Consider the following 19,442-nt stretch of genomic DNA (forward strand, 5'->3'; position numbering starts at 1 on the left):
TGTACGGCGCCGGGGGCCGGCCGTGAGGGGCGAGCGGTGCGTCAGTGCACCGGGACGACCTGCTTCTCCTCGGCGAAGTGGCACGCCGAGAGGTGGGCGGCCGGGTTGTCCTGAACGCCCTGGAAGCGCTCCGGGATCGCCAGGAGAGGAGTCTCCTGCGAGCACTTCTCCTGCGCCTTCCAGCAACGGGTGCGGAAGCTGCAGCCCGACGGCGGGTTCGCCGGCGAGGGGACGTCACCGGTCAGGATGATCCGCTCGCGGTGCGCGCGGGCCTGCGGGTCCGGCACCGGCACCGCGGAGAGCAGCGCCTGGGTGTACGGGTGCGTCGGGTGCTCGTAGATCTGCTCGTCCGTACCGATCTCGGCCATCTTGCCGAGGTACATGACGCCGACCCGGTCCGAGATGTGCCGGACGATCGACAGGTCGTGCGCGATGAAGAGGTAGGACAGGTTGAACTCGTCCTGGAGCTTCTCCATCAGGTTGATGACCTGCGCCTGGACGGAGACGTCCAGGGCCGAGACCGGCTCGTCGCAGATGATGATCTCCGGGTTGAGCGCGAGGCCTCGGGCGATGCCGATGCGCTGGCGCTGACCGCCGGAGAACTGGTGCGGGTACCGGTTGATGTACTCGGGGTTCAGACCGACGACGTCGAGGAGCTCCTGCACCTTGCGGCGCCGGTCGCCCTTCGGGGCCACCTCGGGGTGGATGTCGAAGGGCTCGCCGATGATGTCGCCGACCGTCATACGCGGGTTGAGCGAGGTGTACGGGTCCTGGAACACCATCTGGATGTTGCGGCGCACGGCCTTGAGGGCCCGCCCGCTCAGCTTGGTGATGTCCTGGCCCTTGTAGAAGACCTCGCCGGCGGTGGCCTGCTCCAGGTTCATCAGGAGCTTGGCGACCGTGGACTTGCCACAGCCGGACTCGCCCACGATGCCGAGGGTCTCGCCCTGGTAGAGGTCGAAGGAGACCCCGTCCACGGCCTTGACCGCGCCGACCTGCTTCTTGAAGAGGATGCCCTGCGTCAGCGGGAAGTGCTTCTTCAGGTTGCGCACCTGGAGGATCGGCTCGCCGCGGCCCACGCGGGACCCGCCGGCCGCGTCGTTCTTGCTGAGGTCAGCCATGGATCGTCTCCTTCCAGAAGTGGCAGGCGCTCTTGCGGCCCGGGAGGTCCGCACCGTTCTGCTCGGTGACCGGCGCCAGGGCCGGGATCTCCGTACGGCAGATGTCGTCGGCCTTGGGGCAGCGCGGGTTGAAGGCGCAGCCGGTGGGCACGCGAAGCAGGTTGGGCGGCAGGCCCTTGATCGCGTAGAGCTCCTGGCCCTTCTGGTCCAGGCGCGGGATCGAGTCCAGGAGGCCTCGGGTGTACGGGTGCGCGGGGCGCCCGTACAGCTCGTGCACCGGCGCCTGCTCGACGATCCGGCCGGCGTACATCACGGCGATCTTGTCCGCGACGTCGGCGACGACGCCGAGGTCGTGGGTGATCAGGATCAGGCCCATGTTGTATTCCTGCTGGAGCTCCGCGAGGAGGTCCATGACCTGGGCCTGGACGGTCACGTCGAGAGCCGTGGTGGGCTCGTCGGCGATGATCAGGTCCGGCTCCAGGGCGAGCGCCATCGCGATCATGATGCGCTGGCGCATACCGCCGGAGAACTGGTGGGGGTAGTCGGAGACCCGCGCCGCGGCGGCGGGGATCTTGACCTTGTCCATCAGCTCGATGGCCTTGACCTTGGCGTCCTTCTTGGACAGGCCCTGGTGCACCCGGAACATCTCGCCGAGCTGGTAACCGACGCTGAGAACCGGGTTGAGGGAGGACAGCGCGTCCTGGAAGATCATCGCGATCTTCCGGCCGCGGACCTTGCGGCGCTCCTCGTCGGACATCTTGAGCATGTCCTGGCCGCGGAACAGGATCTCGCCCTGCGGGATCTTGCCGGGCGGCATGTCGAGGATGCCCATGATGGCCTGCGCGGTCACGGACTTGCCGGAGCCGGACTCGCCGAGCACGGCGAGGGTCTCGCCGGCGTTCACCGAGTAGTTGACGCCGTTGACCGCCTTGGCCACACCGTCGCGGGTGTGGAACTCGACGTGCAGGTCGCGGACTTCGAGCAGCGGACCGTTGTGGCCGGAGCCGTCGCGGGGCGACGGGACCGTCGCGGTGTTGTCGATGATGGTCACCTTTACGCCCTCCTAGCGCAGCTTGGGGTCGAGGGCGTTGCGGACGGCTTCGCCGAGCATGATGAACGCCAGAACGGTGATGCTGAGCATGATCGAGGGCCACAGCAGGATGTGCTGCGCCACTCGGATCTGGTCGACACCGGTGGAGATGTCCACACCCCACGAGACGGTCGGGGCGGCGAGGCCCAGGCCCAGGTACGAGAGGGTGGCCTCGGCGGAGATGTACCCGCCCAGAGCGATGGTGGCGACGACGATCACCGGAGCCATGGCGTTCGGCAGGATGTGCCGGAACAGGATGCGGGTCGTGCCGGCGCCGAGCGCCTTGGCCGCGTGCACGTAGTCGGCCTGCTTGACCGTGATCACGGCGCCGCGCATGACGCGGGCCATCTGGGTCCAGCCGAGGAAGGCCAGGGCGAAGACGACGACCCAGACCGTGCGCTCGACGAAGGACTGCAGGACGACCATGGCGCCGAGCAGGAACGGGATGCCGAAGAAGATGTCGGTCAGCCGCGAGAGCAGCGCGTCGATCCAGCCGCCGAAGTAGCCGGCGAGCATGCCCATCACACCACCGACGAGGGTGACGATCGCGGTGACGGTGACGCCGACGATGATCGAGGCACGGGTGCCGTAGATCAGTCGGGCGTAGACCGAGCGGCCCTGGCCGTCGTAGCCGAGCCAGCCCTCGGAGCCGATCGCACCGAGCTCCGGCTTCCCGAGGAAGTGCTTCACCAGGTCGCCCTTGGTCGGCGACGCGCTGGTGAACACGCTCGGGAAGACGGCGATCAGCAGCAGGAAGAAGATCAGCACCGACGCCACGAGGAAGTACGGGTTGCGGCGGAGGTCGACCCAGGCGTCACCCCAGAGGCTGCGGGCCTTCTCCTGCTTCGCCGGAGCGGTGACGTCGGCGGGAAGCGCGACGGCGTCCTCGACGGCGGTCGCGGTCTTGGTCACGTCAGGCATACCGGATCCTCGGGTCCAGGACCGCGTACAGCAGGTCGATGAGCAGGCTGGTGACGAGGTAGATGATCACCAGGATGGTGACCAGGCCGACCAGGGTGGAGCCTTCGCGCCGGGTGATCGACTCGGCGATGAGGCCACCGACACCCTTGATGTTGAAGATGCGCTCGGTGACGACCGCGCCGCCCATGAGGGCGCCGATGTCGGTGCCGAGGAAGGTGACCACGGGGATCATCGAGTTGCGCATCAGGTGCACGCCGATGACACGGCGGCGGGGCAGGCCCTTGGCGACGGCCGTACGCATGTAGTCGGCGCGCAGGTTCTCCGCCATGGAGGTCCGGGTGAGCCGGGCCACATAGGCAAGCGAGAGACCGCCGAGCACAATGGCCGGAGCGATCATCTCGGACACCAACTGGTCGTTGCTGACGTTCGGTTCGATCCAGCCGAGCTCGAAGGCGAACACCATCTTGATGATGAAGCCGAGCACGAAGACCGGGATCGAGATGATCAGCAGCGTGAAGATCAGGATCGCGTTGTCGGCGAGCCGGCCGGCCTTGAGGCCCGCGATGATGCCGAGGCCGATGCCGAAGACCAGCTCGAACGCGAACGCCAGAGCGGCGAGCTGCAGAGTGACGGGGAACGCCTCACCCAGGACCTCGGTGATCGGGCGACCGTTGCGGATCTGGTTCCCGAAGTCGAAGTGCAGGATGATGTCGGTCATGTAGTTCCAGTACTGCTGCCAGAGCGGCAGATCCAGTCCCAGATCGTGTCTGATCTTCGCGAGGGTCGCGGGGTCAGCGCCCTTGTCCCCGAACATACCCGCCACGGGGTCGCCGGGCAGGCTGTAGACCATGAGGAAGATCAGCAGGGTGGTCCCGAGGAAAACCGGGATCATCTGGAGCAGTCGTCGTGCGACATAGCGCCCCATCATGCCTCCGTTGAAATATGACAGCAGCAACCGACGGGCCCTCCCTCGGCAACCGTGACCCGAAACGGGCACACGAATGTCGTGGAAGGGCCCCCCAGCCACATACGTAAGGCGCCGAGGGCGGGGCTGACATCCCGTCAGCCCCGCATCGGCAGGCGGACTACGCTTGGGTGATTACTTCTTGACCTCGACGCCGGTCAGGATCGGGTCGCCGTCCTGGCCGTACGCCACGCCCGAAACCTTCTCGGAGTAGCCCGCGTTGACCTTGTAGTACCAGAGCGGGATCGACGGCATGTAGTTGACCAGGTCCTTCTCGATGGCCTGGAACTGCTTCACCGACTCGTCCAGCGTCGCCGCGGAGTCAGCCTTGGCGATCTTGGCGTCCAGCTCCTTGTTGGAGAAGTCGCCCTGGTTGCCCGCCGCACCCGTACGGAACAGGTCCGAGATGAAGTTGGCGTTCACCGGGTAGTCGAGCACCCAGCCGGAGCGGTAGATCGACTTGACCTGCTTGGTCTTGCGAGCCTGCAGGTCGGCCTGGAAGTCCGGCTTGCCGTCGCCGACACACTGGACGGTCGTGGCCTGGGTGATGGAGTTGCAGACAGCGTCCACCCACTCCTTGTGGCCACCGTCGGCGTTGAACTGGATGGAGATCTTGTTGCCGGGGACGCCGCCGCCGGCCTTGATGAGCTCCTTGGCCTTCGCCGGGTCGAACTTGGTGACGCCGGCGCCACCGTCCTCCTGGAAGCCCAGGACACCCTTGGCGACCCAGCCGGTCGCCGGCTCACGCGTACCCTGCAGCACCGTCTTGGTGATGGTGGCACGGTCGATCGCCATCGACAGACCCTGGATGACCCGCGGGTCGATCGCCTTCGGCTTCTTCCACTGGTCGGCGTAGAAGGCGATGGCCATCGTCTGGATCGCGGAGTACGCCTGGTCCACGGCACGGTCGCCGAGGTCCTGACGGTAGACCGGGAGGTCCTTCGGCGCGATCTGACGCAGAACGTCGACGTTGCCCGACTTCAGGTCCTCGTACGCGGCCTCGAGGGTGGTGTAGTTCTTGAAGACCACACCGCCGTTCTTCGCCTTGTTCGGGCCCTTGTAGGCGTCGTATCGAGTGATCTCGATCTTCTTCTTGTGGTCCCAGCTCTTGAACTTGTAGGGACCGTTGCCGACCGGCTTCTGGCCGCCGGCCGCGGGGTCCTTGTAGAAGGACGCCGGGAGCGGGGCGAAGACGATGTAGGCGAGCTTGTGGCCGAAGTACGGAACGGCCTTCGTGAGCTCGATCTTGAAGGTCGTCTCGTCGACGACGGTCAGACCGTCCAGCTTGTCGGAGGTGGGCTTGGCGCCCTCCGCCTCGGGGTGGACCTTGTCGAAGCCCTTGATGTCCGCGAACCACGAGGACAGACCCTGGGCGTTCTTGACGTTGGCGTTCCAGTTCCACGCGTCCACGAAGGACTTGGAGGTCACCGGGGTGCCGTCGTGGAAGGTCCAGCCCGGCTTGAGCTTGACGGTCCACGTCTTCGAGTCCGTCGTGGTGACCGACTCGGCGTTGATCATCTCCAGCGAGCCGTCAGCCTTGTAGTCGACCAGGGTCGAGAACAGGCCGGCCATCACGGCGGAGCCGTTGGACTCCATCGTGTCACCGGTGAGCAGGGGCTTCTCAGGCTCGCCCAGCTCGACGGAGAAAATTCCGTTCGGGTCAACAGCGCCCTTGGCGTCGCTGCCGCCGTCGCTCTTACCCCCGCCACAGGCGGTCGCAGCAAGGGCGACGATGATCGCGCCCGTTACCCACTTGGCGCTCTTGGCACCGCGCATGGGTTCCTCCTCATGAGTCCACTTTGTCACTACAAGAGGGGCACTCCGAGTTTCGCCGACACCCCTGACGGCTTTGCACTCAAGTGCCCCGAGTGTGCTCGTGAGTCGGCACTCCCCACAGTGCGTGACCCATTGACCCGAGCTCAATGGAGCCAACTATTAAGTACGTCCGGGCTGTAAACCACACTTAAGTGGTCTCGTTTTGACAACATCACCACACCCCCGGATACCGAAATCCGGACAAACTGAGCACAGACAGACACCCGCGAAACGGACCGTTAACACACGTACCGGAGAGCGATGGCCGATATGCGGACACGTGGCCTCTGAAATGGAGTTGACGGAAGTTGACGAAAAGCCCGGACCCACCCACTGCCTGTGGGGGTCCGGGCTCCGGTGCTGACGCCGTGTCGAACCGAAAGCGGGGTAGATCACAGAATCGTGATCTACCCCACTGTCATCGGCCGCATGCGGCCGAACTCAGTCGATCTCTCCACCGAGTTCGGCGGTACTACGGGTGCGTCGCCGTACGGCCGGCACTGCTCGTGCTTGGGCTCGTGCTGCCGGTACCGCTCGCACCGCGTGTACGCGTACCGCTCGTACCGCTAATGCTGCTGCTCCTGCGCGGTTCAGCCGTTCTTGGCGCGGGAGGACGCACGACCACGCGCGTTCTGGTCCAGGATGACCTTGCGGATACGCACGGCCTCCGGGGTGACCTCGACGCACTCGTCGTCGCGGCAGAACTCCAGGGACTGCTCCAGGGAGAGCTTCCGCGGCGGGACGATCGCCTCGAAGGAGTCGGCGGAGGCGGAGCGCATGTTGGTGAGCTTCTTCTCCTTGGTGATGTTCACGTCCATGTCGTCGGAGCGCGAGTTCTCGCCGACGATCATGCCCTCGTACACCTCGGTGCCGGGGTCGGTGAACAGGACACCGCGCTCCTGGAGGTTCGTCATCGCGAAGGCGGTGACGGCGCCGGCGCGGTCGGCGACCAGCGAACCGTTGTTACGGGTCGTCAGCGTGCCGAACCACGGCTCGTGGCCCTCGTGGATCGAGTGGGCGATGCCCGTACCGCGGGTGTTGGTCAGGAACTCCGTACGGAAGCCGATGAGGCCACGGGACGGAACGACGAACTCCATGCGGACCCAGCCGGAGCCGTGGTTCGACATGTTGTCCATGCGGCCCTTGCGGACACCCATGAGCTGCGTGACCGCGCCCATGTGCTCCTCGGGCACGTCGACCGTGAGGCGCTCGACGGGCTCGTGCGTCTTGCCGTCGACCTCCTTGGTGACGACCTGCGGCTTGCCGATGGTGAGCTCGAAGCCCTCGCGGCGCATCTGCTCGACCAGGATGGCGAGCGCGAGCTCACCACGGCCCTGGACCTCCCAGGCGTCCGGGCGCTCGGTGTCGAGCACGCGGAGCGAGACGTTACCGATCAGCTCGCGGTCGAGGCGGTCCTTGACCTGACGGGCGGTGACCTTGCGCTGCTTGACCGCGGCCTTGGCGTCCGCGCCCTTGCCGGTGCCACCGCGGCCGACGAGCGGCGAGGTGTTGGTGCCGATGGTCATGGAGATGGCCGGCTGGTCGACCGTGATCAGCGGAAGCGCGATCGGGTTCTCCGGGTCGGCCAGGGTCTCGCCGATCATGATGTCGGGGATACCGGCGACGGCGCAGATGTCGCCGGGGCCGGCGACCTCGGCCGGCTTGCGGGTGAGCGCCTCGGTCATCATCAGCTCGGTGATGCGGACGTTGGAGATCGTGCCGTCCCGCTTGATCCACGCGACCGTCTGGCCCTTGCGCAGCTCGCCCTGCTCGACGCGGAGCAGCGCGATACGGCCGAGGAAGTTGTCGGCGTCCAGGTTGGTGACGTGGGCCTGGAGCGGGGCCTCCTCGTCGTACACCGGGGCCGGGACGTGCTCCAGGATGGCGCTGAAGAACGGCTCCAGGCTGTCGCTGTCCGCGGGGACCGTGCCGTTCTCCGGCTTGGTCAGCGAGGCGATGCCGTCACGGCCGCAGGCGTAGACGATCGGGAACTCGATCTGGTCCTCGTCCGCGTCCAGGTCGAGGAAGAGGTCGTAGGTCTCGTTGACGACCTCGTCGATCCGGGAGTCCGGGCGGTCCGTCTTGTTGATGCAGAGGATGACGGGCTTGCGCTGCTGGAGGGCCTTGCGCAGCACGAAGCGGGTCTGCGGGAGCGGACCCTCGGAGGCGTCCACGAGGAGGACGACCGCGTCCACCATCGAGAGACCGCGCTCGACCTCGCCACCGAAGTCGGCGTGGCCGGGGGTGTCGATGATGTTGATCGTGATCGGGGCCCCGCCGTCCTTGGGGTGATACTTCACCGCCGTGTTCTTGGCGAGGATCGTGATGCCCTTCTCACGCTCCAGGTCGTTCGAGTCCATCATGCGGTCGTCGAGCTGCTGGTGGGCGGCGAAGGCACCGGCCTGCTTGAGCATGGCGTCGACGATGGTCGTCTTGCCATGGTCGACGTGGGCGACGATGGCGACGTTACGGATGTCGTGGCGCGTGGGCATGGGTGCTTGCGCTTCTCTCGGATCGTGGGATGCGGCGTCAGTTCCTCGTACGCCCGCCGGGCGGACGCGCCACGGCTATGTCCTATGGTACGGGGCTGCCGCGCAAGGGGCTTCCCCGCCCGGATCCGAGAGGGTCCATCGGGGTGTTTCGCCGCCGCGCCCGGGGTGTGGCGCGGCGGTGGTACGACTGCGGTACGACGGCGGTGCACGTGCGGGGCGACTGCGAGTGACAGCGGGACGGGCCGGGTCAAAGGGCCGACGCGATCCTGCCCGCCGGGATCACCGGCGGGCAAGGAAATTGAGCTGGTTCTGAGGTTGTGACCAGTGCTTTCAGAGCTTTCAGGGGGTTCGGCTGTTTCGTTCGGCGCCCTTGGAGGTCTCGGCCTTCTTGAAGCCGATGTCCTGGTAGCGGGGACCGGCGAGACCCCAGGCTCCGGCGTTCACCAGATCGGCCTTGGCGGCGACGAGCTGGGGGCGCTGATAGAGGGGAATGGAACCGGCCGCGGCCCAGATCCGGGCGTCCGCCTGGCGGACGAGCTCGCGGGCCTCCTCCTCGTCGAGCGTCCCCGCCGCCTGGTCGAAGAGCTGGTCGATGCGGTCGGTGCCGACCCGCGAGTAGTTCTGCTCGACCAGGAGCGAGCCGTCCGAGGCGGGCTCGGGCTTGGCGAAGATCGGCCGGGCGTCGGTGGCCGGGAAGGCGGAGGCCGGCCAGGAGTAGAGGGCCAGGTCGTAGTCGCCCGAGGCGACGTGGTCCTTGAAGAAGCTCTCGTCGGAGACCTTGGTGACCTCGGTGCGGATGCCGACGGCGTCGAGCATCCGGACGATCCGGTCGCCGACCGCCCGCAGCGATTCGGAGCCGGGGCCGGAGGGCAGGACGAAGCGGAGGCTGAGCGCCTTGCCGTCCTTGCCGAGGGCCCGGGCGGCGTCGGGTGCCGTCACGGGGGCGGCGGTGCCGCGCGGGGCGTAGGCCCCGGCGACGCCCTTGTCCGTCCCGGAGACCGGCAGGGCGGCGCGGGCGCCGGAGCCCGTCCCGGTGTCGAGGGCCTCGGCCCGGGCGAGGAGTGCGGCGCTCTGGCGGGCGGCGGCGGGGGCCGGGGCGAGGATGCCGGTGGCGCTCTCGGCGCCGGCGGCGGGTGCGGGAACGGTTCGGCGCTCGCCGGGCTTGTCGTCGCCGACGATGTAGAGGCCCTCGTCGGAGGCGGTGTCGCCCGCCTCCTTCTTCTTGGCGTCGGTGGTTCCCTCGGCCTTGGCGGCCTCCTTCGCCGCCTCTTCCTTCGCCGCGTCCTCCTTGGTGCCGGTCGCCTTGTCGGCCGTCTTGCCGTTCGCCTTCTCCGCGGCCTTCCGCTCGGCCTCGCTGCCCGCCTTGGTGCCCGCGTCCGCGGGCTTCCTGACCGCGCCGCCGGGGACCCAGCCGGCGTCGGCGAGGAGCGCCCTCGCCTCCTCGGTGTCCTGGCTTCCGAGGGCGTCACTGCTGTCCGCGTACGCGGCCTGGCCGGCCAGGGCCAGATGGCTGCCGGGGGGCTTCGCCGGGAGTCCGAGCGGCTTGAGGACGGATTCGGCCAGTTCCTGGCGGTTGATGGCTCGGGCAACCGCGCGCCGTACCCGCTCGTCGGCGAGCGGCCCGGACTCGCCGTTCAGCGAGAGCTGGGTGTAGGCGGGCTCCAGGGACTTGCGGACCACGTACTTCGCCAGGGTGTCCTGGGCGCTCGCGTACACGGCGATGGCCTGCTGGTTCTTGGTGCGGGCGGCCTGGACCTCGGCCGCCTTCTCCTCGTCGGAGCCATGGGCCAGTGCCCAGGACTTCAGGGCCTTGGAGGGGGTGATCGAGGATCCGGGGCCGTGGGCGAGGGCGGCCTGGGCGCCGTTGCGTCCGGCGCGGGCGTCCCGGAGCGCGAGGGCGATCCGCTCGGCGGTGGACCGGTCGATTTCGGCCAGGTCGAGGGTGCCGGCGGCGAGGGAGGCCGCCCGGTCGGCGCGCGGGACGGCCGTGAGGACGACGCTGTCGAGCTTGGCGGGCTGTCCCCACCAGCGGGGGTTGCGGGTGAGGGTGACGGTGCTGCTCTTGCGGTCGATCGCCTTCAGGAGGAACGGTCCTGCAGTGGCCTTGAGGGTGGTGCGGGCCCCGTCGTTGAAGGTGTTCGGGGCGCCCATCACCTGCTTCGGATAGAGCGGGGTGAAGAGGGACTTCCAGTCGGAGTAGGGCTTGGCGAAGGTGACCCGTACCTCCAGGTCGTTCTTGCCCCGCTCGATCTTCTCGATCCGCTCGTAGCCGGAGTTGCGGGCGGTCCAGTACGCGGTGTCGCGCCCGCTCAGCGCCCGCCACTGGGCCACGAAGTCCGGAGCCCCGATCTCCCGGCCGTCGCTCCACACCGCCTGCTGGTTGAGCTTGTAGAGGACGACCTGCTTCGGCTCCGTCTCGACGACCTGCGCGGACTCCAGGTAGTCGGCGTTCCGCTGCGGTCTGCCCCGCGCGTCGAGCGTGTAGAGGGAGGGGAGCACGGCCCCGGCGATCCGGGAGGTGGTGCCGTCGGCGTCGGCCTGGAAGCTGTTGAGGGTGCTGGGCAGCGCGTCGACGGCCCAGCGCAGGGTGCCGCCGTCGGCGACCTTGTCGCGTGCGGCGGGCGCGTTGTCCTGGGCCGCGGCCGGGGCCTCGTCCGCCTCGTCGCCGGAGCTGCATCCGGCGAGGACGGTGACGGCGAGGACGGCGCTGGTGAGGGTGGCGACGGAGCGCAGCGTGCGGGAGCGGGGGCTCCTGGAGCATGTCCTCCCGCGAGGGGCGCCGATCTGGGACATGACTTGTACCCCTTCGTCCAGATTCATTCCATTTGGAGATGATCACACCTATTGCTCATACACTGAAAAGGACGGAGCGGATCCGGCCACGGCGACACGGCGGCACGTCCGGGAAACCCCACTCGTGCGGCCCAACCCGCCGGAAGAGGAGCGCTCCGGACGAGTGGAATCCCGTGCACATGGCTTCCCAAGCGGGAATGTGACGCGCGACACTCCTGCCGAAGCCGCTCGCGGAAGTGAGGGCAACCATGTCCGTTCAGGACGATCTGGCAGCCGTCAAGCGCTGCCTCGAAGACCTGGTGCGCACCGTCGGACAGCTGGAGCGCTCCGTCACGGCGGAGCGGGGCTCACCCCCGGAACCGGCCGGCCGACGCCCCGAGAACCTGGTGACCATCCCCGACACCCCGTACGACAGCGGGCTGTGGACGGACACGGACGACGAGGGACTGGGAGCACGCGACCGCCACGCACCCTGAGCAGCCACGGGAGCCCACCGGAGCCACGGGCCGGCTCCCGCCGTGGACCGCCACGCGCCGCAGGACGTACCGGCAACCGACCGTAGGAGGGCCTGTTGGCCACAGGTACGGAACCCCCGGGAACCGACCGCACCGCGACGGGCGTGCGCTCCCCGGGGCGCGCCGCGATCGCCGCCCGCCATCTGCGCACCGACCGCTGGTGGCTCTCCCCCGCCGCCACCGCCGCCGGACTGCTCGCCTTCGTCGCCTACTCGACCTGGCGGGCCTTCGCCAACGCCGACTACTACGCCGCCCCCTACGTCTCGCCGTTCTACTCGCCCTGTCTGGCGGAGAACTGCGTCCCCATGCGCGGCGGACCGAACTGGGAGATCTTCGGCAGCTGGTGGGGGCTCTCCCCCGCCCTGCTGATCCTGGTCTTCCCGCTCGGTTTCCGGCTGACCTGCTACTACTACCGGAAGGCGTACTACCGGGGGTTCTGGGCGGCTCCCCCCGCCTGCGCGGTCGCCGAGCCCCACCGGACCTACACCGGCGAGACCCGCTTCCCGCTCCTCCTGCAGAACCTCCACCGGTACTTCTTCTACGCCGCGCTGCCGGTGGCCGGAATCCTCACGTACGACACCGCGCTCACCTTCCGGAACGCCGACTACGCCTGGGGCCACGCGGGGTTCGGGACGCTCCTCTTCCTCGTCAACATCACCCTCATCTGGGCCTACACCCTCTCCTGCCACTCCTGCCGGCACATCGTCGGCGGCCGGCTGAAGCACTTCTCGAAACACCCCGTCCGCTACCGGCTGTGGACCTGGGTGGGCCGGCTGAACGCCCGCCACATGCTCCTCGCCTGGGCCTCCCTGATCAGCGTCGCCCTCTGCGACCTGTACGTGTACCTCCTCGCCACCGGCACCTTCGACGACCCGAGGTTCTTCTGAGATGACGCACGTCGAGCGAGAGCAGTGGGACGTGATCGTGGTCGGCGCGGGCGGCGCCGGCCTGCGGGCCGCGATCGAGGCACGCCGCGCGGGCGCCCGCACGGCGGTCGTCTGCAAGTCCCTCTTCGGCAAGGCGCACACCGTGATGGCGGAGGGCGGCATCGCCGCCTCCATGGCCAACGTCCACCCGCAGGACGACTGGAAGACCCACTTCCGCGACACCATGCGCGGCGGGAAGTTCCTCAACCAGTGGCGGATGGCCGAACTGCACGCCCAGGAGGCCCCCGAGCGGGTCTGGGAGCTGGAGACCTGGGGCGCGCTCTTCGACCGCACCCCCGACGGCCGGATCTCGCAGCGCAACTTCGGCGGTCACGAGTACCCGCGGCTCGCGCACGTCGGCGACCGCACCGGCCTCGAACTGCTCCGCACCCTCCAGCAGAGGTCCGTCGGGCTCCAGCAGGAGGACCATCGCGAAACGGGCGACCACGAGGCACGTCTGAAGGTCTTCCAGGAGTTCACCGTCACCCGGATCCTCAAGGACGGGGACGGCCGGGTCTCCGGGGTCTTCTGCTACGAGCGGGAGAGCGGACGCTTCCTCGTCCTGGAGGCGCCCTCGGTCGTCCTCGCCACCGGCGGCATCGGCAAGTCCTTCAAGGTGACCTCGAACTCCTGGGAGTACACGGGCGACGGGCACGCGCTCGCCCTGCTCGCCGGGGCGCCGCTGGTGCACATGGAGTTCGTGCAGTTCCATCCGACCGGCATGGTCTGGCCGCCGTCGGTCAAGGGCATCCTCGTCACCGAGTCCGTACGCGGAGACGGCGGCGTTCTCCGGAACTCCGAGGGCCGGCGCTTCATGTTCGACTACGTCCCCGATGTCTTCAAGGAGAAGTACGCGGAGACGGAGGAGGAGGGCGACCGCTGGTACGAGGACCCCGACCACAACCGGCGCCCGCCCGAGCTGCTGCCGCGCGACGAGGTGGCCCGGGCCATCAACTCCGAGGTGAAGGCGGGGCGCGGCTCCCCGCACGGCGGGGTGTTCCTGGACGTGTCGACCCGGATGCCCGCCGAGACGATCAAGCGCCGGCTGCCCTCGATGTACCACCAGTTCAAGGAACTGGCGGATGTCGACATCACGGCGGAGGCGATGGAGGTCGGGCCGACCTGCCACTACGTGATGGGCGGGGTAGCCGTCGACTCGGAGACCGCCGCGACCGTGGGCGTGCCGGGGCTCTTCGCGGCCGGCGAGGTGGCCGGCGGCATGCACGGCTCCAACCGGCTCGGCGGGAACTCCCTCTCCGACCTGCTGGTCTTCGGCCGGCGCGCCGGACTCCACGCCGCGCAGTACGCGCTCTCGGGCGCCGGCGGCGGAGTGGTGGCGGCCCAGGTCGATGCCGCGGCGGCGGAGGCACTCGCCCCGTTCGGCTCCCCCGACGGGCACGCCCCGGAGAATCCGTACACCCTGCACCAGGAGCTCCAGCAGACCATGAACGACCTCGTCGGGATCATCCGGCGGGAGGGCGAGATGGCCGAGGCCCTGGAACGGATCGCCGCCCTGCGGGCGCGGGCCCGGCACGTCTCGGTCGAGGGCCACCGGCAGTTCAACCCCGGCTGGCACCTGGCCCTCGACCTGCGCAACATGCTGCTCGTCGGCGAGTGCGTGGCCCGCGCCGCCCTGGAGCGCACCGAGTCCCGGGGCGGCCACACCCGCGAGGACTACCCGGCGATGGACCGCTCCTGGCGCCCGGTGAACCTGCGCTGTCACCTGGACGGCGACGGCATCGCGCTCGAACGGACGCGTACGGAGCCCGTCCGGCCCGATCTGCTCGCGCTGTTCGAGCGGGAGGAGCTGGCCAAGTACCTGGCCGAGGACGAGCTGGAAGGGGGGCGTGGCGCATGAGTACGTACGACGCGCGGTTCCGCGTGTGGCGGGGGGACGCCGGCGGCGGTGAGCTGACCGACTACACCGTGGAGGTGCACGACGGGGAGGTCGTCCTCGACGTGCTGCACCGCCTCCAGGCCACCCAGACGCCGGACCTGGCGGTGCGGTGGAACTGCAAGGCGGGCAAGTGCGGTTCCTGCTCGGCGGAGATCAACGGCCGGCCGCGGCTGCTCTGCATGACCCGGATGTCGGTCTTCGCCCGGGACGAGGTGATCACCGTGACCCCGATGCGCGCCTTCCCCGTCGTGCGCGACCTGGTCACCGACGCCTCCTTCAACTACGCGAAGGCCCGGGAGATCCCGGCGTTCGTGCCGCCCGCCGGGGTCGGACCCGGTGAGTACCGGATGCGGCAGGAGGACGTGGAGCGCTCGCAGGAGTTCAGGAAGTGCATCGAGTGCTTCCTGTGCCAGGACACCTGCCATGTGGTGCGCGACCACGAGGAGAACAAGGAGGCCTTCGCCGGGCCCCGCTTCCTCATGCGGGTCGCGGAGCTCGACATGCACCCGCTGGACGCGGCGGAGGAGGCCGGGCTCGACCGCCGGCGAACGGCCCAGGAGGAGCACGGACTCGGCTACTGCAACATCACGAAGTGCTGTACGGAGGTGTGCCCGGAGTCCATCCACATCACCGACAACGCCCTGATCCCGCTGAAGGAGCGGGTCGTGGACCGGAAGTACGACCCGCTGGTGTGGCTGGGCAACACGATCGGACGGCGGCGGAACCGACGAGCTCCGTAGCCGTTCCCGCCCGCGGGCCGTCGGCCCGGTCTCCGGCCGCACGCGGGCGTGTCCCCGCCGCTCAGTGCCAGCCCGCGCGGTAGGCCGCCCAGTCGCCCTCCTCCGCGGCGAAGTCGACGTACAGCGCGACGCCGAACCGTTCACGGTCCGGGTCGGTGCGCCCGAGCCCGAGTCTGACGCCCCGGACGGCGGCCTCGACGGTCTCGGCGTTCTCGTGGTGGCCGAGGTCGTCCTCGTGGAAGAAGGGGAGTCCCATCAGCAGGTCGGTCGACTCGGGGGTCACTTCGAGGGCCAGGCTGGTCTGCTGGGCGACGTACCCGCCGTACAGGCTCTCCAGCGGCATCCAGGTGTCGTACGACATGACGGCGATCTGGTCGACCCGCCGGGCGACCTGCCCGAAGAACTCCTGCGACCACCACTTCTCCCTGCCGCTGAGCGCGCCGTTCACCGAGTGCGCGCCCGGCAGCGGGTCGATCTGGTGGGCGGCGATGGAGAGCTGAGCCCTCCGCACCCGGGTCAGCTCCCGGAGGTCGTCGAGGAGGGAGAGGTAGTCGGCGTCGTCGGAGAGCAGCGGTTCCAGGTCGAAGTGGACCCCGTCGAAACCGACGTTCAGGATCTGCCGGGCCGAGGTGACGACGGCCGCCCGGGACTCGGCCCTGTCCAGCCGCAGCCCGTCGGTGCCCTCGGTGACCAGGACGTCCCCGAGCCAGGCCTGCACCCGTATCCCGGGCATCGTGCGGTGCACCGCGTCGATGAGCCACTTCGCGCGCGGGTACCGGGCGGCGGGCAGGGTGCCGTCGTGCTCCAGGGGTCCCGCGTGGACGTACAGGTCGCGTATGCCCGTGCCCTTGATCCGGGCGGCGAACGCGGCGAGGTCGGCGTCCTTCTTCCGCCCGTCGACCCAGGCGTGCCCGAGCCAGATGGCGTCCTTGCTCCGGGTCCGCGCGTCCTCCCTGACATCGCCCGCGTAGCTGACGCGCAGGGCGAGCGCACCGAACAGCGGGGGCACCACGAGGAGGAGGACGAGACCGAGCACCAACCAGCGCCCCCGCCGCCACATTCTCCTCAGTCGTCCACTCACCGGAGCCCCCCAAGAGCCGTCGTGTCACTGGTCCCACCGCTTCACACGGTAGCGGTGGCTACCGACAGTGACGCCAGGCTGTGCAGAATGGTTTCCGTACGGCCCGGGTCGCCCGGCCGTCCGGTCGCGGAGCGACATACCCGGACATAGCCTCCCCTTTGTGACGCGAATAGCCACCCGAGCCCTTCTCGCGGTACTGGTGGCGGCGTGGTGGCTCCTCGTGCCCGCCGTTCACGGTGCCCACGCCGACGACCCCGTCGTCCTGTCCCGGGACGGCCAGATCACCGACCGGGTGGACGCCCTCGGCGACCGCCGCACCTCCGTGGCCGAAGCCCTCGACCGGCTCTACGACGAGCGACGGATCCAGCTCTTCGTCGTCTACGTACGGGACTTCTCCGGCCGCACCGGGCAGGCCTGGGCCGACGCGACGGCCGAGCGCAACGGCCTCGGACTCGACGACCTGCTGCTCGCCGTCGCCACCCACGACCGCCGGTACGGCTACTCCGCCGACCCGGACTCGCGCCTCACCGCGGACCAGCTCGACGAGGTGGCGCGGACCGCCGTCGAACCGGCGCTGCGACAGAACGACTGGGCGGGGGCCGCGATCGGCGCCGCCGACGGCTACTCCGCCGTCCTCGCCGGCCGGCCCGTCCCCACCCCGGCCATCACCCCCGGGCCCGCCGACCCCGGCGGCGCGGCCGACGACGGCACCTCCGCGACCGATCTGGTCCTCCCCGTGGTCCTGGTCGGCGGCGCCGCCGCCGTGGCCGCCTACGCCTACACCAAGCGGCGCCGGCGGACCGAGACCCGCACCACGCCCGGCGGCGGCCAGGGCTGGGGCACCCCCAGGGAACCCCCGGCACCGACCCTCGAAGAGCTCGACGGGCAGGCCCGGCAGACCCTCGTCGCCACCGACGACGCCGTCCGCACCAGCCAGGAGGAACTCGGCTTCGCGTCCGCCCAGTTCGGCGAGGAGGCCGTACGCCCCTTCACCGAGGCGGTCGCCTTCGCCGAGGAGCAGCTGACCGCCTCCTTCCGGCTGCGGCAGAAACTCGACGACTCCTTCCCCGAGGACGACTCGGCCCGCCGTGCCATGCTCGACGAGATCCTGCGCCGCTGCGCGGAGGCGAACGCGCGCCTCGACGCCGAGAGCGAGGACTTCGACCGGCTGCGCGCCCTGGAGCGGACCGCGCCCGAGGCGCTCGACACGGTCGAGGCCGCCTCCCGCGAGCAGACCGGGCGGATGGGCATGGCCGAGGCCGCGCTCACCGCGATGCGCGAGCGGTACGCCGAGACGGCCGCCGCCCCCGTCGCGGGCGACGTCGAGCAGGCCAGGGACCGGCTCGTGTTCGCCACCTCCCATGTCGACCAGGCCCGCCGGCGGATCGACGCCGGCGACAACGGCGGGGCCGCCGTCCACATCCGCGCGGCCGAGGGCGCGGTGGACCAGGCGGCGCGGCTGATCGAGGCCGTCGACCGGCGGGCGCAGGAACTCGCCGAGGCGGTCGGCAAGCTGCCGGGCGCGCTCTCGGAGACGGACGCGGACCTCGCGGACGCCCGTGGCCTGTTGCAGGGGACCGCCGAGGGCGTGTCCACGGCCGACCTCCGGGGCCGGATCGCCCGTGCCGAGTCGGTGGTCGCGGAGGTGCGGCGGCTCGTGGACTCCGGACGGTACGACCCCCTGGACGCCCTTCGCCGCGTCGAGCAGGCCGACACGGCGCTCGACGAGGCACTCGAGGGCGCGCGGGAGCGTGAGTCGGGCAGTCGGCGCGCCCGCGCGCTCCTCGATCAGGCGATGCTGACGGCCCGCTCGGCGATCGGAGCGGCCTCGGACTACATCACCACGCACCGGGGCGCGGTGGGCAGTGAGGCCCGTACCCGCCTGGCCGAGGCCCACCGCCGCTGGGAGAAGGCGCGTTCGCTCGCCGAGGCGGAGGACCCCGGGGCCGCCCTCGCGGAGGCCCAGCAGGCGGACGCCCTGGCCCGGCGCGCCCAGGACCTCGCCGAGCAGGACGTCAGGACGTATGGGAACCCGAACGGCCTGGGCGGTGTATCAGGGGTGGGCGGAGGAGGAGGCGGCGGGCTCGGCGGTGCGGTGCTCGGCGGCATCATCCTCGGCGGACTGTTCGGCGGGGGAAGGGGAGGCGGACATGGGGGGTTCGGTGGCGGTACGGGTGGGGGGTTCGGGGGCGGTTCGGGCGGGGGGTTCGGGGGCGGAGGTTTCGGCGGCGGGCCCGGCAGCTTCGGCGGCAGCGGCACACGCGGCCGGCGTGGCGGCGGAGGCCGTTTCTGAGGACGGCGCGACCGGTGTCCTCCCCGTTTCTGTCCCTCTCAAGGAGAAGAGCCATGAGCAAGCAGACCATCCTCGGCCGGGTCACCCAGCTGGCGAAGGCCAACATCAACGCTCTGCTGGACCAGGCGGAGGATCCGCAGAAGATGCTGGACCAGCTGATCCGCGACTACGCGAACAACATCGCGGAGGCGGAGGAGGCGGTGGCCACGACCATCGGGAACCTCCGGCTGATGGAGCAGGACCACCAGGAGGACGTGGCGGCGGCGAAGGAGTGGGGCGGCAAGGCGCTCGCCGCCAGCCGCAAGGCCGACGAACTGCGCGGCGGCGGGCGGACGGACGAGGCGGACCGCTTCGACAATCTGGCGAAGGTGGCGCTCGGCCGCCAGCTCCAGTCGGAGAAGGAGGCGAGGACGGCGGAGCCGACGATCGCCGCGCAGAGCGAGGTGGTGTCGAAGCTCAGGACGGGCCTCGACCAGATGAAAGCCAAGCTCGGCGAGTTGCGGGCCAAGCGGGACGAGCTGGTGGCGCGCGCCAAGTCGGCCGAGGCGCAGCACACGATGATGGACGCGGTGAAGAGCATCGACGTGCTCGACCCGACCAGCGAACTGAACCGCTTCGAGGAGAAGGTGCGCCGGGAGGAGGCGCGGGCGATGGGCAAGCAGGAGCTCGCCGCCTCTTCCCTGGACGCGCAGTTCGAGGAGCTGGACGGGCTGGGCGACAGCGCCGAGGTCGAGGCCCGGCTGGCGGCGCTCAAGCGCTGACCCGCCGCCCGGCCGACGGCCACCCGGCCCGGG

General features: G+C 69.8%; 14 protein-coding genes. 6 read left to right on the forward strand and 8 right to left on the reverse strand.

Annotated elements, in window-relative coordinates; genetic code table 11:
• Positions 1-41 precede the first annotated feature (41 nt).
• The 7 genes from IE311_RS24700 to IE311_RS24730 all read right to left on the reverse strand — a co-directional run bounded on the left by IE311_RS24700 (position 42) and on the right by IE311_RS24730 (position 11,196).
• On the reverse strand, positions 42-1,121 hold the full coding sequence (locus IE311_RS24700; RefSeq protein WP_189833993.1) for an ABC transporter ATP-binding protein: 1,080 nt from the start codon (positions 1,119-1,121) through the stop codon (positions 42-44).
• Positions 1,114-2,172, reverse strand: a complete 1,059-nt coding sequence (locus tag IE311_RS24705) for an ABC transporter ATP-binding protein (RefSeq protein WP_189833994.1) — start codon at positions 2,170-2,172, stop codon at positions 1,114-1,116. The genes IE311_RS24700 and IE311_RS24705 overlap by 8 nt, the downstream gene beginning before the upstream one ends.
• Positions 2,173-2,184: 12 nt before the next feature.
• Complete coding sequence (locus IE311_RS24710) at positions 2,185-3,132, reverse strand: ABC transporter permease (protein WP_189833995.1); 948 nt, start codon at positions 3,130-3,132, stop codon at positions 2,185-2,187.
• On the reverse strand, positions 3,125-4,057 hold the full coding sequence (locus IE311_RS24715; protein ID WP_187622567.1) for an ABC transporter permease: 933 nt from the start codon (positions 4,055-4,057) through the stop codon (positions 3,125-3,127). Before IE311_RS24715 ends, IE311_RS24710 begins: the two co-directional genes overlap by 8 nt.
• 174 nt (positions 4,058-4,231) lie before the next feature.
• Positions 4,232-5,872 (reverse strand): peptide ABC transporter substrate-binding protein, encoded by a 1,641-nt coding sequence (locus tag IE311_RS24720; RefSeq protein WP_189833996.1) that lies wholly within the window; start codon positions 5,870-5,872, stop codon positions 4,232-4,234.
• A 629-nt stretch (positions 5,873-6,501) separates the two neighbouring features.
• Complete coding sequence (gene typA, locus IE311_RS24725; RefSeq protein ID WP_189833997.1) at positions 6,502-8,403, reverse strand: translational GTPase TypA; 1,902 nt, start codon at positions 8,401-8,403, stop codon at positions 6,502-6,504.
• A gap of 339 nt (positions 8,404-8,742) precedes the next feature.
• Positions 8,743-11,196, reverse strand: coding sequence for an ABC transporter family substrate-binding protein (locus IE311_RS24730; protein WP_229902135.1), 2,454 nt, complete (start codon positions 11,194-11,196; stop codon positions 8,743-8,745).
• A gap of 248 nt (positions 11,197-11,444) precedes the next feature.
• Here IE311_RS24730 and IE311_RS24735 point away from each other — a divergent pair, with 248 nt between their 5' ends.
• The 4 genes from IE311_RS24735 to IE311_RS24750 all read left to right on the forward strand — a co-directional run bounded on the left by IE311_RS24735 (position 11,445) and on the right by IE311_RS24750 (position 15,274).
• Positions 11,445-11,672 (forward strand): hypothetical protein, encoded by a 228-nt coding sequence (locus IE311_RS24735; protein ID WP_189833998.1) that lies wholly within the window; start codon positions 11,445-11,447, stop codon positions 11,670-11,672.
• Positions 11,673-11,767: 95 nt separating this feature from the next.
• Entirely contained in the window at positions 11,768-12,598 is an 831-nt protein-coding gene (locus IE311_RS24740) for a hypothetical protein (RefSeq protein ID WP_189833999.1), read from the forward strand.
• A 1-nt stretch (position 12,599) separates the two neighbouring features.
• Positions 12,600-14,495: a fumarate reductase/succinate dehydrogenase flavoprotein subunit gene (locus IE311_RS24745; protein ID WP_189834000.1), complete on the forward strand. Its 1,896-nt coding sequence runs from the start codon at positions 12,600-12,602 to the stop codon at positions 14,493-14,495.
• Positions 14,492-15,274 (forward strand): succinate dehydrogenase/fumarate reductase iron-sulfur subunit, encoded by a 783-nt coding sequence (locus tag IE311_RS24750; RefSeq protein ID WP_189834001.1) that lies wholly within the window; start codon positions 14,492-14,494, stop codon positions 15,272-15,274. Before IE311_RS24745 ends, IE311_RS24750 begins: the two co-directional genes overlap by 4 nt.
• A 61-nt stretch (positions 15,275-15,335) precedes the next feature.
• Here the strand turns inward: IE311_RS24750 and IE311_RS24755 are convergent, their stop codons facing one another.
• Entirely contained in the window at positions 15,336-16,334 is a 999-nt protein-coding gene (locus IE311_RS24755) for a glycoside hydrolase family 18 protein (RefSeq protein WP_189834100.1), read from the reverse strand.
• Between the two features lie 181 nt (positions 16,335-16,515).
• Between IE311_RS24755 and IE311_RS24760 the strand changes: the two genes are divergently transcribed.
• Positions 16,516-18,648, forward strand: a complete 2,133-nt coding sequence (locus tag IE311_RS24760) for a TPM domain-containing protein (protein ID WP_189834002.1) — start codon at positions 16,516-16,518, stop codon at positions 18,646-18,648.
• Between the two features lie 53 nt (positions 18,649-18,701).
• On the forward strand, positions 18,702-19,409 hold the full coding sequence (locus IE311_RS24765; RefSeq protein ID WP_189834003.1) for a PspA/IM30 family protein: 708 nt from the start codon (positions 18,702-18,704) through the stop codon (positions 19,407-19,409).
• The last annotated feature ends 33 nt before the right edge of the window (positions 19,410-19,442 follow it).

It is taken from the genome of Streptomyces zaomyceticus (assembly GCF_014656215.1).
GTDB lineage: Bacteria > Actinomycetota > Actinomycetes > Streptomycetales > Streptomycetaceae > Streptomyces > Streptomyces zaomyceticus.

Bases quoted from the DNA above. Each gene is read 5' to 3' on its own strand.
- IE311_RS24720 (WP_189833996.1), bottom strand. From the start codon at position 5,872: ATGCGCGGTGCCAAGAGCGCCAAGTGGGTAACGGGCGCGATCATCGTC.
- IE311_RS24715 (WP_187622567.1), bottom strand. From the start codon at position 4,057: ATGGGGCGCTATGTCGCACGACGACTGCTCCAGATGATCCCGGTTTTC.
- IE311_RS24745 (WP_189834000.1), top strand. From the start codon at position 12,600: ATGACGCACGTCGAGCGAGAGCAGTGGGACGTGATCGTGGTCGGCGCG.
- IE311_RS24735 (WP_189833998.1), top strand. From the start codon at position 11,445: ATGTCCGTTCAGGACGATCTGGCAGCCGTCAAGCGCTGCCTCGAAGAC.
- IE311_RS24755 (WP_189834100.1), bottom strand. From the start codon at position 16,334: ATGTGGCGGCGGGGGCGCTGGTTGGTGCTCGGTCTCGTCCTCCTCCTC.
- typA (WP_189833997.1), bottom strand. From the start codon at position 8,403: ATGCCCACGCGCCACGACATCCGTAACGTCGCCATCGTCGCCCACGTC.
- IE311_RS24765 (WP_189834003.1), top strand. From the start codon at position 18,702: ATGAGCAAGCAGACCATCCTCGGCCGGGTCACCCAGCTGGCGAAGGCC.
- IE311_RS24750 (WP_189834001.1), top strand. From the start codon at position 14,492: ATGAGTACGTACGACGCGCGGTTCCGCGTGTGGCGGGGGGACGCCGGC.
- IE311_RS24730 (WP_229902135.1), bottom strand. From the start codon at position 11,196: ATGTCCCAGATCGGCGCCCCTCGCGGGAGGACATGCTCCAGGAGCCCC.
- IE311_RS24710 (WP_189833995.1), bottom strand. From the start codon at position 3,132: ATGCCTGACGTGACCAAGACCGCGACCGCCGTCGAGGACGCCGTCGCG.
- IE311_RS24700 (WP_189833993.1), bottom strand. From the start codon at position 1,121: ATGGCTGACCTCAGCAAGAACGACGCGGCCGGCGGGTCCCGCGTGGGC.